A 14,529-nucleotide genomic window follows, 5' to 3' on the forward strand; every position below is an offset into this window, starting at 1 on the left:
TTAATGGTTCCGCCTGAGGTGAACGCTTTTTCTCCTGCTCCTTTTATGATGATCACTCGTACGTCTTCATCTTGGTTTAAACGCTGAAATATTTCATTGAAGTGTGCGCGGGCGATATAACTGACGGTATTCATTTTCTCCGGACGATCTAATATAATCGTAGCTGTCTGTTTCTCTTCATTTTTTTCCACGCTAATATGATCCCATTTTTGTTCTGAAAGTACATTATTTTCTGACATTACATTACACCTTCCTCGGAATCTTCTACTTTTTTGTACTCCCCGTTTTTTAATTTTGTTCGCAGTACTTTCCCTACTGCGCTTTTGGGGATTTCTGATAAAAATACATAGTCTCTAGGACGTTTGAAATTGGATAATGCAGGATTTTCTTTGCAATAAGTATCTAATGTTTCTGCTGTTACAGAAGACGTTTTAGCTACAACGAATGCTGTTACTTTTTCACCCCACCGATCATCTTGCAATCCAACCACCGCTGCTTCAGACACTTGTGGATGTGCAGCCAATACATCTTCTACTTCGAGTGGATGGATATTTTCACCGCCTGAAATAATCATGTCGTCTACTCGACCAACTACATACAGGTCTCCATCTGGATCTACGATGCCCATATCGCCAGTGAAATACCATCCGTCACGCAAAGATTTTTTTGTTGCATCTTCTCTTTTCCAATAACCTTGAAAAGCTTCAATCGATCTCGTGTCTACAATAATTTCACCGGGTTCTCCTTTTTCAACAGTGTCATTTGGTCCAGCATTTCCATCCGGGTCAGGTATAACGACGCGAAGTTTTTGGTGAAACCCTGCTTTCCCGGCACATCCCGGTTTTTTATCTAAGTAATCACAAATAGAAAACGTATATACTTCTGTGCTGCCATAATGGTTGACAAAAACGTCAGGGGATAATTTTTTAAAGCATTCTTCTGTGAGTGCCTGAGTCATAGCTGCTCCTGCATAACCGAGTTTCCGTAACGAGGTCATATCATACTCATCATACTTTGGATGATGCAGGACATCGTGAATAATGGTTGGGACTAAATAAACACAAGATATTTTTTCTGTTTCTACTGTCTCTAAAACTTTTTTCGGATCAAAGTCTGGAATCATTGCCAGTTTTCCATTTAATAATGCCATGGATAAAAGCGAGCGCATTCCCATCGTGTGATAAAGCGGCATAATACCAAGTGTACTTTCTTTTTGTTCATATTTATTTTGAATAATATGGGCTATAGCTGCGCCATACTCGTTTTTATGGGTGCGCGGGACCCCTTTAGGTTTTCCAGTCGTGCCTGAAGTATAAAGCATAAGGCAGTAATCATTTTCTGATATTACAGGTTGATTGAAATTTTCATTTTTCTGAGAAATAAGCTTTTCATAAACGGCATCTGCTTTGGGATCATTATGAATACTCATTAATAATGGTTTATCTTGTTCGGTCGCTTTCATAACCGCCTCTTCACTAACTTGTTCATAAACCACCATTTTGGCTTCAGCGTTTTGAACACAATACCTTACTTCATCTGCTGATAACCTAAAGTTAATAGGAGTGAAGACAGCTCCAATTTTTTGAACGGCCCAATAAAGGACAACCATTTCTTTTCGGTTTTTTGTCAGTGTAACAACCCTGTCTCCCTTTTCAACGCCCAAATGTTGTAAACCATAAGCTAATCGGTTTGTAATTTGGTCCATTTCATGATAACTATAACGATTATCCTCTTCTACGATGGCTGTGGATAATGGATATCTGGAGACAGCAAACTCAAAAAGGGAACCTAAATTCAAAGATCATCACCTTCCTTATTTAGAATTGCCATCCGTTGTTTGTTGAACAGCTTCGACGATACCTGTGTATCCAGTACAACGACACAAGTGACCGGATAACATTTCTTTAATCTCTTGCTTTTCTGGTTGAGGGTTTTCATTTAAAAACTCTACACTGGACATTAAAATACCCGGTGTACAAAAACCGCATTGAAGCGCATGGTGTTCTGAGAAAGCTGCTTTTAGTGAACGGCCCGTCTTATTATTAACTAAGCCTTCTACGGTTTCGATCTTTGTGCCATCAGCTTGCACAGCAAACATTAAGCAGCTTCTTACTGCTTTTCCATCCATTAAAACTGTGCATGCTCCACACACTCCGTGTTCACAACCAACGTGTGTGCCTGTTAAGCCAACATCCTCCCGTAAAAAATCACTAAACAGCTTGCGCGGTTCTACTTCTTTTTCGTATGATTTTCCATTTATCACCGTTTGTATTTTCATTTTTTCCTTGCTCTCTACTTTTTTGATCATGTTACTCCCCACTTTCAGTTGCTCTTTGATAAGCTTTGTGCAAGGACTTTTTAATTAAAACTTCTGCTAAATTTTCTCGGTATTCTGCTGACGCATGTAAATCAGAATCCGGCTCGGCTTTCTCTACCATTTTTTGTACAACTTCTTTTATTCGTTGTTCTGTTAATTTTTGTCCGATTAATACATTGAAATCTTCTTCTTCTGCTAATAAAGGAACAGCATCAATACCTCCTGCTGCAATGGTCCCTCCTAAAACATTTCCATTTTCGTCAACATCGAGCATGCTAGCTGCAGCCACTAGAGCGAAGTCTCCATGCCTGCGGCTGAATTCTTCAAATGCATACCCTTTTGGTATCGAATCTATTGGTATATGGATCGCTGTCAAGAGCTCATCAGGCATCATATCTGTTGTCAAATAAGTTAGGAAAAATTCATCCAAAGCAGCTTCTCTTTCTTCATCTGCACTCGAAATAATTACTTTTGCACCTAGAGTTAAGAGAGTAAGAGGAAGCTCTGCGCTAGGGTCGGCATGAACTAGACTTCCTCCTACGGTCCCACGGTTTCTTGTCTGAGAATGACCGATAAACCGAGAGGCTTCTCTAAGAATCGGAACAGTATTTGCTGCTAATTCAGATTTCTCTAAATCGCTTTGCCGCGTGAGAGCACCGATTTTCAGATAACCTTCCTCTTGTTTTATATAATCTAATTCCTGCAAATGGTTAATATCTATCAGACACTCCGGTTCTGACATCCTCATATTCAATATGGGAATAAAACTTTGTCCTCCAGCAAGAATTTTCCCTTCATTTCCATAATCGGTTAAAAGCTCTAATGTTTCTTCTACTGATGATGGACGGAAATAGTCAAATTGAGCCGGTTTCACTTCTCTCACTCCTTTTTGAACGGTAATCGCCAATACTAGGAAGCAGACTGCTGTCTTTGTAATTCTTTTTTCGCTTTCTTAAAAAAGTCATTTATAATTAATTTGGCGACTCCACCGAGCATACGCTGGCCAATAGATGCGACTTTTCCTTTAATATCAGCTGTATACGTATAATGAAGTAATGTTTCATTCGCTCCATCAGAATCTAAATGAATATTACCTTCAGCATCTACAATTCCAGGATTTCCTTCCCCGTGAACTATAAGAGTATAGAAGTTTGGCTCCTCTACATTATCTAACGTAATGGTTGCGTCATATTTCCCTTTCACAGCAGCAATGCCTACAGAAAGGTCGGCCTTATATTTGTTTTCCTCTATTTTTTCTAAGTTTTTACACCCCATAATGCATTTTTCCAACACGTCCGGATCCATTAGTTGGTTAAATACCTCTTCTTTATTACCAGGTAATTTGATTTCGCCTTTGCCTTCCATTTAAAATTCCTCCTTTACTACAACTCGTTTTTTTTCTTGAATCTTTCTCCATATTCTGTCTGGTGACAGCGGAAGATCATCTATCATAATGTCAAAGGGAGTCAAAGCATCCGTCACTGCATTTGCGATGACTGCTGGGGCACTCATAGTGTTGCCTTCCCCTAAACCTTTAGCTCCTAAAGGGGTGAGAGGAGAAGGTGTTTCTTGGTGTTCGATTGTAATATTCGGTACCTCCGTTGCAGTAGGACAAAGGTAATCCATAAAACTGCCGCTTAGAAGTTGTCCATTATCGTCATATGCTAGCTCTTCATACATAGCGCCGCCTAGTCCGTGCGCCAATCCCCCTAATATTTGTCCATTTGCTATAGTAGGGTTGAGCAATTTACCTGCATCGTGCACAGTCACGTAATCTAAAATCTCCACTTCCCCTGTATCAGGGTCTACTTCCACTGTAACTACATCTGCAACAAAACCATACGTTACGGATCCATTGACCGTATCATCTTTGGCAGGAGCCTTAGCAGCTGAAATGGTATAAAATGCAGATTCGTGGAGGCCTGGTTCCATGCCTTCTGGCAAATCTACCGGATTCCAATGCGCTGTGCCTATCAATCTTTTTAAGCTTATTTGTTTCGTTTCATCTTCTTCTGCTACTGCCCGGCCATTTTTAATGGTTAAATGTTGAAAAGGCTCGCCAAGTTGATGTTCAGCAATGCGAAGCAATTTATTACGAACTTTTTGAGCAGCTTGGTAAATTGCGCTTGACCCAATGGGAGCAAAGCGGCTGGAATAGCTTCCCGAAGCAACGGACCAAGGGTTTGTGGCGGTGTCCATCTCAGCAATTACTTTCACTTTGTCTGCTTCTACATTTAAAACTTCACTAACAATTTGAGCTGCTACCGTTTCATGACCTTGTCCAGATGGTACAGTACTGATTCTGACAGTCACACTTCCGCGTGGATCAATACTGACAGTAGCACCTTCAGCACAACCTGATTTAGGCAGAGACTGTTCACGCTCTTCTGGCGTTAAAGCGACCGTGACATAACCCATGTTAGATCCCGAAGGTTCCACAATCGCTGCTAAACCAATACCAAGATACTTTCCTTTCTTCCAGGCTTCTTTTTGCTTCTGTCTAAATTCGTTATACTGGGCTGTGTCTAAAGCCGTTTTCAATGCTTTCTGGTAGTTGCCGCTGTCATAAATTCCTCCAGAAGGTGTCTCATACGGAAAAGCATCGGATGGAATTAAGTTTTTCTCTACTAATTCGGCTGCATCCATATCCAATTTTTTTGCAATGTGCTGCATCATTCGCTCAAGTGGAAAATACAGCTGCTGTCCTCCGTACCCTCGGATTAAACCAGTAGGACTCTTATTTGTCATAACAGCGACTGTCTCCATCTGTAAGTTTTTGATTTTATAAGCTCCAAGCGTATTAGAATGAGTTCGATACAAACTAGCAGGTTCAGGAGCTCTTATATACCCGCCTACGTTATCTACCATTTTCATTTTCATTCCAAGAATCGTACCGTCTTTATTTACTGCTGCATCTATCCAGGTTACTCTGTCTGTTCCACTAGAACTTGCCAGCAAATTCTCTTGCCGGTCTTCCGTCCATTTCACTGGTACCCCTGCTTTTCTGGCAGCTACTCCCATTAAAACGATATACGGAAACATACCGGATTTAATTCCATAGCTTCCACCGATATCTTTTGGTACCATCAACCTCAGCTGATTACTAGGAACATTTAATGCAGCTGACATAACGGTGTGTAAAGTAAAAGGGCCGTGAAAGTTGGACCACACTGTATATTGATTCTCACTTGAAGTATAGTCTGCGATGACTCCATAATTTTCTACCGGTGTAGCACTATATTTTGGAAAGTTGAATTTATGGCTTATAACCATATCTGCTTCTTCAAAAGCTTTATCTGAATTTCCATAATCATAAAATCGCTGATTAGCAATATTAGTACCGATATTTTCGTGTAAAACCGGCGCATCATGCTGCATGGCTTCTTCAATATCAACTACGGCATCAAGCGGTTCATATTCCACTTTAATCGCATCCACCGCGTCTTCAGCGAGATATCGGTCTTTTGCTACTACTACAGCCACAGGCTCTCCTACAAACCTCACTTTATCTACAGCCATAGAGTAATAGTTTATAGGCTCTGAAACACCTACCGGAAAGGGTTTGGTATGTTCTAAAATATCTTCTCCGGTAAGTACTTCCACAACCCCCTCCATCGTTAAGGCTTGTTCAGCATTAATCTTTTTTATGTTTGCATGGGCATAAGGGCTGCGCAGAATTGCTGCATGGTGCACATTAGCGAAAGGCTCTAAGTCATCAACATAACTTCCCTCTCCTGACATTAAACGTGCATCTTCTACTCTGCGAATAGAATGTCCAATTTTATCAGTCATCTTTTGATCACCCCTTCTAGAACATAGCTGTTCATCGTCTTTCTGTGTCACCTAACTTGCATCGTTTTACTTTTTCACTTGCAATTCTGTCTCGTTAATCTCCCTCTCTATGAAAGCACTTTCATTTTTTGACCATGAATAGAACCTTCCTTTACATGAAGAGATGATCCGTTACGTCCATTTTTCACTTTCAAAATTTCAGCCAGAATGCTTAACGCAATTTCCTCTGGAGTTTCTGCTCCGACATCGAGACCGACTGGAAAATGCAGATGGCTTTTATCGCGTGGAAAAGTTGTTCCATGTCTTTCTAATGACTCGATTAATCTTTTCGTTCGTTTTCTAGCTCCCAACACCCCAAGATATGTTAGATTTTTTGATAACATTTTTTCTAAATACAACAAATCTTTTTCAAAATGGTGAGACATGATGACCACGGATACGTCCCCTTCAAATTCCAACTTTTCCATATCTCGTTGAGAAGAAATATGAATAAATTGATCAATATTTGAAAATTTCTCAAGGGTGAGATTATCCGGCCGGTGATCAACCAAACTCACGTGCCAATTCAAATTTTTCGCTAATTTAGTCAAAGGAACGGCGTCCAATCCGGCACCAAATATGACCATTTTCGGGATGGGATGTATCGTTTCCACAAAACATTCAATCGTGAACTGTTGTGATTGCGCTCCTTTTGAAATCGCTTTTATTTTAAAGGAAAAATAATCTTCTATATTGAAAGTGTTCGTTTCCAAATAAAATTTCTGATCATTTCCTTTTATGCTGCCTGTTTTTATAAAGTCGTCATAATCCCACACTGTTCCCACAGAGATCTTTTCTTCATCTTCTGATTTTGCAACAGTAATCAGTTTATACGGATCTGGACTTGTTAATGACTTACGATAAGTGCGCAGAATGCCGTAAGATAGATAAGGGTTTGAAACTGGGTCAAACAATTGAAGGAATATGGTTAGGCCGCCATCACACCCTACGCCCAACCCCAATAAAGCATCCTCATCTCTTAAATCATAATGTATGATCTGAGGTTTACCAGTTCTGATAACTGTCTTGCAATACTCAAATATATCTCCTTCTACACAACCCCCACTTAAAACGCCAACAATATTCCCATTTTCATTAAATATACTTTTAGCTCCAGGCTTTCGATATGTTGAGCCCTCAGTATCTAAAATAGTGGCAATTACAGCTTTTTCTTTTTGAAGCCAACAATGCTCTAGTTCTTTAAGCAGCTCTTGCATAATGTTCACCTCATTGCCAAGTTGTAAATCCAATTATAAAAACTAATGTAATCAAATTGTTTTAAAATTTGCTCTATTCGTTTTTTGTTTTTTGACTTTTTCTTTATTTTGTTTTTCTCCGCTTAAACCCGTTCTTAGGCGGTTTTTCAGTATATATTTTTCAAGAAAATTCAATAGCAATTTAGTTAAAATGCCATTAAATTTATTTACCTTTATTAAAAAATTTTTAAAATTATACAAAAAATGAAAACCCTTACATCCCGCTCCTGTCATGGACATTGGGGATTTTTAAGCAAAGAAAATATCAAAATCTTAAAAGATGTCGTCGTATAGTCATATGATTTTTCTAACATACCGTCCTGTTTTTCTAAATTTTTTATTATTCCGGTATTCGGACTGTAAAGTTTAAATAACAGTTGTATAGGGGAGAGAAAAGTGAATGATTTTTAAGGAGGTTTTCTCATATATGGAAAATAAAAAAGTAGCTGTTATTACCGGGGCAGGAGCAGGAATTGGCCGTGGTATTGCCCATAGACTAGCAGATGATGGGTTTATCGTTATAATTAACGATGTAATGGAAGAACCAGCTAAGGAAGTATCCAATGAGCTGCAAGAAAAAGGAGCAGAAACAACAGCTATTCAAGCAGATGTCAGCAGCCGCGAGGACATGTTCAGGCTCGTCGATAATGTTGTTGAGACATACGGAAGGCTCGATGTTTTTGTTAATAATGCAGGAATTGACCAGGTCAAGCCGCTGCTTGAAGTCACCGAAGACGACCTCAATAAGATTTTTAATGTGAACGTCTTTGGCACATTGTATGGTATACAAGCAGCTTCAGAACAAATGAAAAAACAAGACGGCGGTAAAATCATTAATGCAGCAAGCATCGCAGGCCATAAAGGATTTAATCTCCTTGGCGCTTACTCTGCTTCTAAATTTTCTATTGTCGGTCTGACTCAAGTCGCAGCCCAAGAACTTGCTCAGTTCGGGATAACCGTTAATGCTTACTGCCCTGGTATTGTTGGAACAAGCATGTGGGAGCGTATTGATGAGGAAATGGCCCGATACATGGATTTAGAAAAAGGGGAGGCATTCAAGAAATTTGCTGAAGGTATTACTTTAGGAAGAACGGAAGAACCAGAGGACGTAGCAAAATTTGTGTCCTATCTTGCCTCATCTGATTCTGATTACATGACAGGTCAAGCCGTAATGATAGACGGCGGCATAGTCTTTAATTAAAAAATGCTTAGAACAGAAAATGGCGGCAGTTATCCTACGGGGTTACCCGCCATGTTTTTTCATCCGTTCAATAGTCCAATGGTTCCCGCCTTGGTCTGCCTCTCTACTCGGTTTCAGATCGGTGTTTTGATCCATATTTTTACAATTCTAGCTGTTTTGTGGCCATTCACTCGTCGATTTTTTCTTTTTACTCGCCAATTTATGACTTTTTCTCGCCATTCTTTCTCTTTTTCCATTTCAGCCTTTCGATTATCCACTTGCTCCCAACTTTTCTGGACTTTCTACTTCTCATTCAGAGGTTACCTAATTACATATATTCACATTTACTCGCCAAATCCTTGAAGTTTTCTCGCCGTATTTTACATCCATCCCGCCAAAAGAAAAGGGATACAAAAATCTAATAATAATTAAACTTCACCTTTATTTCTTCTTCATATTCTTCGTTTAACGTAGTAGATGGTCAGTTAAGCTGTTCCTAAACAAATGATAAGATATCTGACAAGCATTTTTAAATAAATGAATTTTTTTGGAAAATTATCTCACGGAATTGCAGAAAATAAAATTTTTCTTTTATATACTAAGTTCACAAGATAATTATTGGAATATTTACCTGGTTAAGGTGGTGAGTGTTCCATGTTCTCCAAAGTAGTGCAATGGTCGATTCTTCTTAGTGTTTATTATACTGGAATAAGACTTTCAGCGTTTTTTCATCTTCCATTACCAGGAAGTATCGTTGGCTTGCTCTTGCTGTTTGTCTTACTATTAACTGGTTTTGTCAAACTGGAGTGGATTGAAGGTGTGGCAAGTCTTCACTTGAAGCACATGACTTTACTTTTTATTCCGTTTATCGTTGGTGTATTTCTTTCTCTGGATATTTTTCGAGTACAGGGGTTGAAATTGTTATTTGTGTTAGTGATCACAAGCTTAATTGTCCTGCTTAGTACCGCGTATACTGTTCAAGGCTATGAATGGGTTAAATCAAGGAGGATGAAAGAAAATGATGACTAACCTGGTGTTTAGCACTTTGTTGACTGTGACCAGTTATGCAGTCAGTTTAAAAGTGTTTCGACGGTTTCACAAACCTTGGCTGAATCCTCTTTACACTGCGACGATTTTTTTAGTGCTGGTTCTTGTCTTCGTTCCTACAGTAAACTATGAGTCTTATTTACAAGTAACGGATGTGTTCTCCTTTTTTCTCGGTATTGCTACGATATCACTAGCTGTTCCTTTATATAAACAAATATTGGTATTGAAAAAACATGCAAAAAAAATCTGTTTGGGGGTGATGTTAGGCAGTGCAGGCGGTATCTTATCCGGGTTGGTGCTGGCAAAATGGCTGCTATTCCAAGATGAAATTCTCCTTTCTCTCGTTTCAAAATCTGTAACCATTCCTGTTGCTTTATCCGTTACCGACGTGCTGGGAGGTATTCCTTCTTTAACCGTTTTATTTGCACTGAGCTCTGCTCTATTTTCCTTAATGTTTGGTCCGAAAATCTTACAAATGGCTGGGATTAAAAGCAAGGTTGCAAAGGGGATGGCATTAGGAGCATCTGCTCAGGCACTAGGTGTCAACCGGGCCCTGCAATGGGGCGAAGAAGAAGGGTCCATGGGAAGTATAGCAATGTGTATATCCGCTGTGTTTCTTTCAATGTTAGTTCCTTTTCTTGGTTTGATGGTACATTAATTTTATTTTGGAAAGGAGAATGTGAAAATGGAAGTCAAAGAATCTTTTCACATCGACCGAAACGGATCTCATCAAATGATTAACCTTGTGCGGCAAGCCAATCAATTTCAAAGCTACATTGTGCTTGAAACAAACAACAAAGTAGTCAACTGCAAGAGTTTAATCAGCATCAGTGCCTTTTTAGTACCTTCTGAAAATATAACGTTAAAAGCTGTTGGTGATGATGCAAAAGAAGCCGTAACCGCTCTGCAGCGTCTGTTTAAATAAACCATCCTTCCTCTCTCACTCTTATATATCCCTCGGGCGTTATAGGTAACGCCCGAGATTTTTTGTATTTGGCATCTCCTGAATACATTGCTCATGTTTTGCAACGTATATGGTCTGATGTAAGATTCATTTTTAGTGACATATGAACAAGGTGGTGGGTTGTATTCGAATTTACTTTTAGGGTCTGGTCCCGCAATTTCCATGATGGATATTAAATGCTTTCCAATTACGTTATTTTCAGCTTTTTAAATTATCTGTTCTTCTCGGTGGGTGCCGCAGTTTAAAACTTTGCTTCGGTTTTTGTCTCTCTATCCTAATTTTCATTCATACGAGCATTTTCCTCTTTTTTGACTTCCTTTTGGGTACTCAGATTTATTAGTACTCGCGCAAACAGAACTATTTTCATTTTGGTACTGTATCAACCTAATAAATTTGAGCTAACGTTTCGTTTTTATAAACAACTTTCTCTTTTTTATGACTTCCTTTAGACTGTTTATGATCACTCCATTGCTTCATTGCGGTCTGGTCCCATATATTTTAGTTCGGAAACCTTCCTAACCTGTTCCATTCTTCGCTCATCGTGAATCATGTTTCTTTCCTACTTGTTGATTTACGTCTATCTACTTTAATGATTTGCATTTCTTTATTTTCTTTATGAGCCTCTTTGCAAGTATTATGAGCTCTTCTCGTTGATTTATGCCTCCCTTTGCTTGTCTCCTCTTAACGTCTGCTGTGTGCCTGGCCCTCCATCTTTTTCTTAGGAATTTTTTAAAGTGAGGTTCCTAATTAAAACCAATCCGATTTATTTATATTCAGCTCAGACCCTTCTCTGATTCAAAAAAATTAGCCCCCGGTATCATTCCTGACGACCAAGGGCTTAACTACTCCTCGTTTTATTTCTTGTTCTGTGCTAAAAACCAAGGATTTTTCAATTCTTTTTTATTATAAACAAGCGGCTTTTTTTCTTCCACATTTGTGACAATTCCACCAGCTGCTTCAACAATGGCGTGGCCGGCGCCTGTATCCCATTCCATTGTTGGAGCATAACGGGGGTAAAAGTCTGCTTTTCCTTCTGCCACTAAACAAAGCTTCAGCGAACTTCCAGCAGAAATGGTCTCGACCTCATCATATTCTTTCTCTAGCTTTTGTATAAATTGCTTCGTTTCTTCAGACATATGAGAGCGGCTGGCAACGACACTTACTTTTTGATCGTTCTGCGTTGAAACCGGCAAAACTGTACCATGCTCAAAAAGGGTATTTATATTTTTATTATGGCTTGCTTTTTCTATTTTCACAGCGCCTTTGTCTTTGTCCCCTGCATATAACATATCCATTGCTGGAGCATAAATCACACCAAATACGGGAGTTTCCCCTTCAATAAGCGCAATATTCACAGTAAATTCTCCGTTTTTCTTTATAAATTCTTTCGTTCCATCTAGCGGATCGACGAGCCAGAATTTTTCCCAGGAAGCTCGTTTGTCATACGAAAGGTGATTGCCTTCTTCGCTTAAAATGGGGATGTGAGGATATTTTTGCTCGAGTTTTGTTTTTATTATGTAATGGGCACGTTCATCCGCTATGGTAAGTGGAGACTCATCTTCTTTGTACGCTACGTTAAAATCTGTTTGATAAATATTCATGATTTCTTTTCCTGCTTCTATGGCAGCATCTACGGCGGTTTGCATGTTAAACTCCTCCTGCATCACTTCAAATATGTTTTTCTGCTATGTACTATCTTCTAGCATAGCATCTTTTTCTGCTATTGTGTGAGGGAACAGAGCTCTTAATCAAACGTTTGATTACTTTACTCGCGAGTCTCTTGACACTTTGTCTCACCCAAATTTAAACGGAAAAGGAGACGGGGGATTCGTCCCCATCTCCTTTTACCATTAATCTGCCTGATTTCTGTAGTTAGAATCATCAGGTGTTAATTCTTCAGAAAAAGCTGTTTCGGTATTAGGCATCGCCCGCTGTGCGTTAGAAATCATGTTTCTAACAGGCTGTCTTCCGTTATTATTATTGTTATTTTGAGTAATACCAGCCCATGCAGCTCCTGCCCCAATTCCGAGTAACGTCAGTAACATGCCCATGCCCATTCCACCGCGGTTGTTTCTTCGGTTCCAGCCCGTAAATCTTCGCCTTCGCCCCATAAAAGGTGCTAACCAACGAAAATTATTCATCCCATATTCCCCTTCTCTTCATAAAAGTGTGGGATAAGAAATAATCCCGCATCTATATTTTTAACCGATTTTGTTTACTTTATCAGTAAGAATTTTTCCCCTCTTATTACCATAAATATTATTAGATGAAATTTGTACACTATGTAGGGTGTTATATTAACCGAGGGAATGAAACTCCTATGAGAAAATTTTTCGTGTATGCTTGGACTGTTTTGGATCCATTTTATTTTAAATTAACCCGTCTCACCAACCTTTATGATACTAATGATCTGTTTAAAAACATCTTCAGGGTAAGGCTCACTTCTTATAAAGGTTCTGCTGTTACCCTATCGGACGGGACGATTATCAATAAAAACGATACCCTTTTAAAAATTCACTTGCATAATATTCGTTTAATTAATGAAATGGACACGCTGCAAACCGACATTCATAAGGCTTTTTTTGTTTATAAAATGGTTCAGCAATCGCTTCCTGGTCTTGCCGCTTATATCCAAAATCTCGAAAAAAAAGAACAAATAAAAGGAATTATGGGAATTACAATTTTAAACAAAGGATGTACCAGGCTTGGTTTTGATTCAATTGATATTACTAATCCATTTTATAAATGGTTTAAATTTCTGCCGTCTTTATCGATCAGCATGTTATCATCACCAACAGCAACGTTTTCTTCCATAAAAAAGAAACAACCCAAATATATTTTTATGTCGAAAGAAAAGCTTTTGGCAACCTGTATAAAAACGCAGTCCCGCCAAGTCATCCAGCAAAGCCTCTCTGCTAGTACCGTACATGGTAAAAGGTAAGAAAAAAAAGAGCTGCTCTAAGCGGAGCGGCTCTTTTAACATGTGTGAAACGGACCTCATTTTCTCGTTTCACTCTCTTTTAGCTTATTTTCGCATTTGCCATTTCCTTACCGACAGACAAGGTATGAAGCGTAATTTCAGGACGCGATCCGATTCGCGCGTTCAACCCTGTTTGTCCTAAACCTTCACTAATATAAAAAGGCTTGTCATTGTAACGGTGAAGCCCTTTAATCATTTTCATTCGAGCAAGTTTTCCCATTTTAACAAGATGATAAGGCTTCGGGTACAAAAATTGTCCTCCGTGAAAATGGCCGGAAAGAAGATAGTCAAAGCTGCAATGGTTCATATCTAAAACGACATTGGGATCATGTGTTAACACTAGATTGTAACCTGTTTTTACATATTGATAAGAAGATTCAAGGTCACTTCGGTTTGTACTGTAATCATCAATCCCTATAATGTTGACGGGATATCCTTCTATATTAAGCAAACACTGCTCATTTTGCAGAGTCTTACAACCGTGCTGTTCTAACATATTCTTTAAAGAAGCAAAATCATTATCTTTTAGCACATAATCATGATTTCCAAAAACAGCATACATCCCGTAACAAGGCTTTAGTTTATTTAATGCGTCTAAATATGGGACAAGCTTCGGTATCGTACGTTTTCTATCCAAAAAATCCCCGGTTATCGCAATAATATCAATGGGTTCCTGTTTTAATTTTTCATAAAGCTGTTCCGATGTGATGGAGATGTTTTCCAAATGCATATCAGAAAGATGGAGAACGGTAACGGAGGAATTAGGAGTCCATTCATCCTGGTTTAATTCCACTTTATTGATTACCACTTGCTTTGTATTTTCATAAGCTTTGTATCCAATAATAACAACAATCATAATAATAAATAACCAAATCATTCGCAACACCTCCAATGCTTGATTATACATGAAAAAGACTGGATTTTGCCTAGTAATACTTGGTGGTATTGCCATCG

Annotated in this window: 15 protein-coding genes; 5 read left to right on the top strand and 10 right to left on the bottom strand. The window is 38.9% G+C overall.

Annotated features, from left to right (window positions below):
- The 7 genes from FZF09_RS21905 to FZF09_RS21935 form a co-directional block, all read right to left on the bottom strand.
- Positions 1-239 (bottom strand): enoyl-CoA hydratase-related protein (locus tag FZF09_RS21905; RefSeq protein ID WP_199256846.1); only part of this gene is annotated, 239 nt, incomplete at its 3' end.
- Entirely contained in the window at positions 239-1,798 is a 1,560-nt protein-coding gene (locus FZF09_RS21910) for a class I adenylate-forming enzyme family protein (protein WP_158738670.1), read from the bottom strand. The genes FZF09_RS21905 and FZF09_RS21910, both read right to left, overlap by 1 nt.
- Positions 1,799-1,813: 15 nt before the next feature.
- Positions 1,814-2,308 (bottom strand): (2Fe-2S)-binding protein, encoded by a 495-nt coding sequence (locus tag FZF09_RS21915; RefSeq protein WP_304503079.1) that lies wholly within the window; start codon positions 2,306-2,308, stop codon positions 1,814-1,816.
- Between the two features lies 1 nt (position 2,309).
- A complete protein-coding gene (locus FZF09_RS21920) occupies positions 2,310-3,191 on the bottom strand; it encodes an FAD binding domain-containing protein (RefSeq protein WP_158738671.1) in 882 nt (293 codons plus the stop codon).
- 35 nt (positions 3,192-3,226) lie between these two features.
- Entirely contained in the window at positions 3,227-3,682 is a 456-nt protein-coding gene (locus tag FZF09_RS21925) for an SRPBCC family protein (protein ID WP_158738672.1), read from the bottom strand.
- The gene (locus FZF09_RS21930; RefSeq protein WP_158738673.1) at positions 3,683-6,109 is read right to left on the bottom strand and encodes a xanthine dehydrogenase family protein molybdopterin-binding subunit; all 2,427 of its coding nucleotides are present in this window, start codon (positions 6,107-6,109) and stop codon (positions 3,683-3,685) included.
- A 107-nt stretch (positions 6,110-6,216) separates the two neighbouring features.
- Positions 6,217-7,365 carry an XdhC family protein gene (locus FZF09_RS21935; protein ID WP_158738674.1) on the bottom strand — a complete coding sequence of 383 codons (1,149 nt, stop codon included), beginning with the start codon at positions 7,363-7,365 and terminating at the stop codon, positions 6,217-6,219.
- Between the two features lie 466 nt (positions 7,366-7,831).
- On the opposite strand from FZF09_RS21935, the gene FZF09_RS21940 reads away from it, so the two are divergent.
- The 4 genes from FZF09_RS21940 (at position 7,832) to FZF09_RS21955 (ending at position 10,556) form a co-directional block, all read left to right on the top strand.
- Complete coding sequence (locus tag FZF09_RS21940) at positions 7,832-8,605, top strand: acetoin reductase (protein WP_158738675.1); 774 nt, start codon at positions 7,832-7,834, stop codon at positions 8,603-8,605.
- Between the two features lie 633 nt (positions 8,606-9,238).
- The gene (locus FZF09_RS21945; protein ID WP_158738676.1) at positions 9,239-9,613 is read left to right on the top strand and encodes a CidA/LrgA family protein; all 375 of its coding nucleotides are present in this window, start codon (positions 9,239-9,241) and stop codon (positions 9,611-9,613) included.
- Complete coding sequence (locus FZF09_RS21950) at positions 9,603-10,289, top strand: LrgB family protein (protein ID WP_233269602.1); 687 nt, start codon at positions 9,603-9,605, stop codon at positions 10,287-10,289. The genes FZF09_RS21945 and FZF09_RS21950 overlap by 11 nt, the downstream gene beginning before the upstream one ends.
- A 27-nt stretch (positions 10,290-10,316) precedes the next feature.
- Positions 10,317-10,556, top strand: a complete 240-nt coding sequence (locus FZF09_RS21955; protein WP_158738677.1) for an HPr family phosphocarrier protein — start codon at positions 10,317-10,319, stop codon at positions 10,554-10,556.
- Positions 10,557-11,449: 893 nt separating this feature from the next.
- Here FZF09_RS21955 and cysQ read toward each other — a convergent pair.
- Together cysQ and FZF09_RS21965 are read right to left on the bottom strand one after the other, a co-directional pair.
- Complete coding sequence (gene cysQ / locus FZF09_RS21960; protein ID WP_158738678.1) at positions 11,450-12,241, bottom strand: 3'(2'),5'-bisphosphate nucleotidase CysQ; 792 nt, start codon at positions 12,239-12,241, stop codon at positions 11,450-11,452.
- Between the two features lie 204 nt (positions 12,242-12,445).
- On the bottom strand, positions 12,446-12,736 hold the full coding sequence (locus FZF09_RS21965; protein WP_158738679.1) for a hypothetical protein: 291 nt from the start codon (positions 12,734-12,736) through the stop codon (positions 12,446-12,448).
- Positions 12,737-12,930: 194 nt separating this feature from the next.
- On the opposite strand from FZF09_RS21965, the gene FZF09_RS21970 reads away from it, so the two are divergent.
- Entirely contained in the window at positions 12,931-13,536 is a 606-nt protein-coding gene (locus tag FZF09_RS21970; protein ID WP_370514521.1) for a YkoP family protein, read from the top strand.
- A gap of 79 nt (positions 13,537-13,615) precedes the next feature.
- Here FZF09_RS21970 and FZF09_RS21975 read toward each other — a convergent pair whose 3' ends face one another.
- Positions 13,616-14,461, bottom strand: coding sequence for a metallophosphoesterase (locus FZF09_RS21975; protein ID WP_370514522.1), 846 nt, complete (start codon positions 14,459-14,461; stop codon positions 13,616-13,618).
- Between the last annotated feature and the right edge of the window lie 68 nt (positions 14,462-14,529).

The sequence above is a fragment of the Alteribacillus sp. YIM 98480 genome (assembly GCF_009765375.1).
In the GTDB taxonomy this organism is placed as follows: Bacteria; Bacillota; Bacilli; order Bacillales; family Marinococcaceae; genus Alteribacillus.

Coding starts and splice junctions, on each gene's coding strand:
- FZF09_RS21915 (WP_304503079.1), bottom strand. CDS start 2,308: ATGATCAAAAAAGTAGAGAGCAAGGAAAAAATGAAAATACAAACGGTG.
- FZF09_RS21925 (WP_158738672.1), bottom strand. CDS start 3,682: ATGGAAGGCAAAGGCGAAATCAAATTACCTGGTAATAAAGAAGAGGTA.
- FZF09_RS21930 (WP_158738673.1), bottom strand. CDS start 6,109: ATGACTGATAAAATTGGACATTCTATTCGCAGAGTAGAAGATGCACGT.
- FZF09_RS21935 (WP_158738674.1), bottom strand. CDS start 7,365: ATGCAAGAGCTGCTTAAAGAACTAGAGCATTGTTGGCTTCAAAAAGAA.
- FZF09_RS21940 (WP_158738675.1), top strand. CDS start 7,832: ATGGAAAATAAAAAAGTAGCTGTTATTACCGGGGCAGGAGCAGGAATT.
- FZF09_RS21945 (WP_158738676.1), top strand. CDS start 9,239: ATGTTCTCCAAAGTAGTGCAATGGTCGATTCTTCTTAGTGTTTATTAT.
- FZF09_RS21950 (WP_233269602.1), top strand. CDS start 9,603: ATGATGACTAACCTGGTGTTTAGCACTTTGTTGACTGTGACCAGTTAT.
- FZF09_RS21955 (WP_158738677.1), top strand. CDS start 10,317: ATGGAAGTCAAAGAATCTTTTCACATCGACCGAAACGGATCTCATCAA.
- cysQ (WP_158738678.1), bottom strand. CDS start 12,241: ATGCAAACCGCCGTAGATGCTGCCATAGAAGCAGGAAAAGAAATCATG.
- FZF09_RS21965 (WP_158738679.1), bottom strand. CDS start 12,736: ATGAATAATTTTCGTTGGTTAGCACCTTTTATGGGGCGAAGGCGAAGA.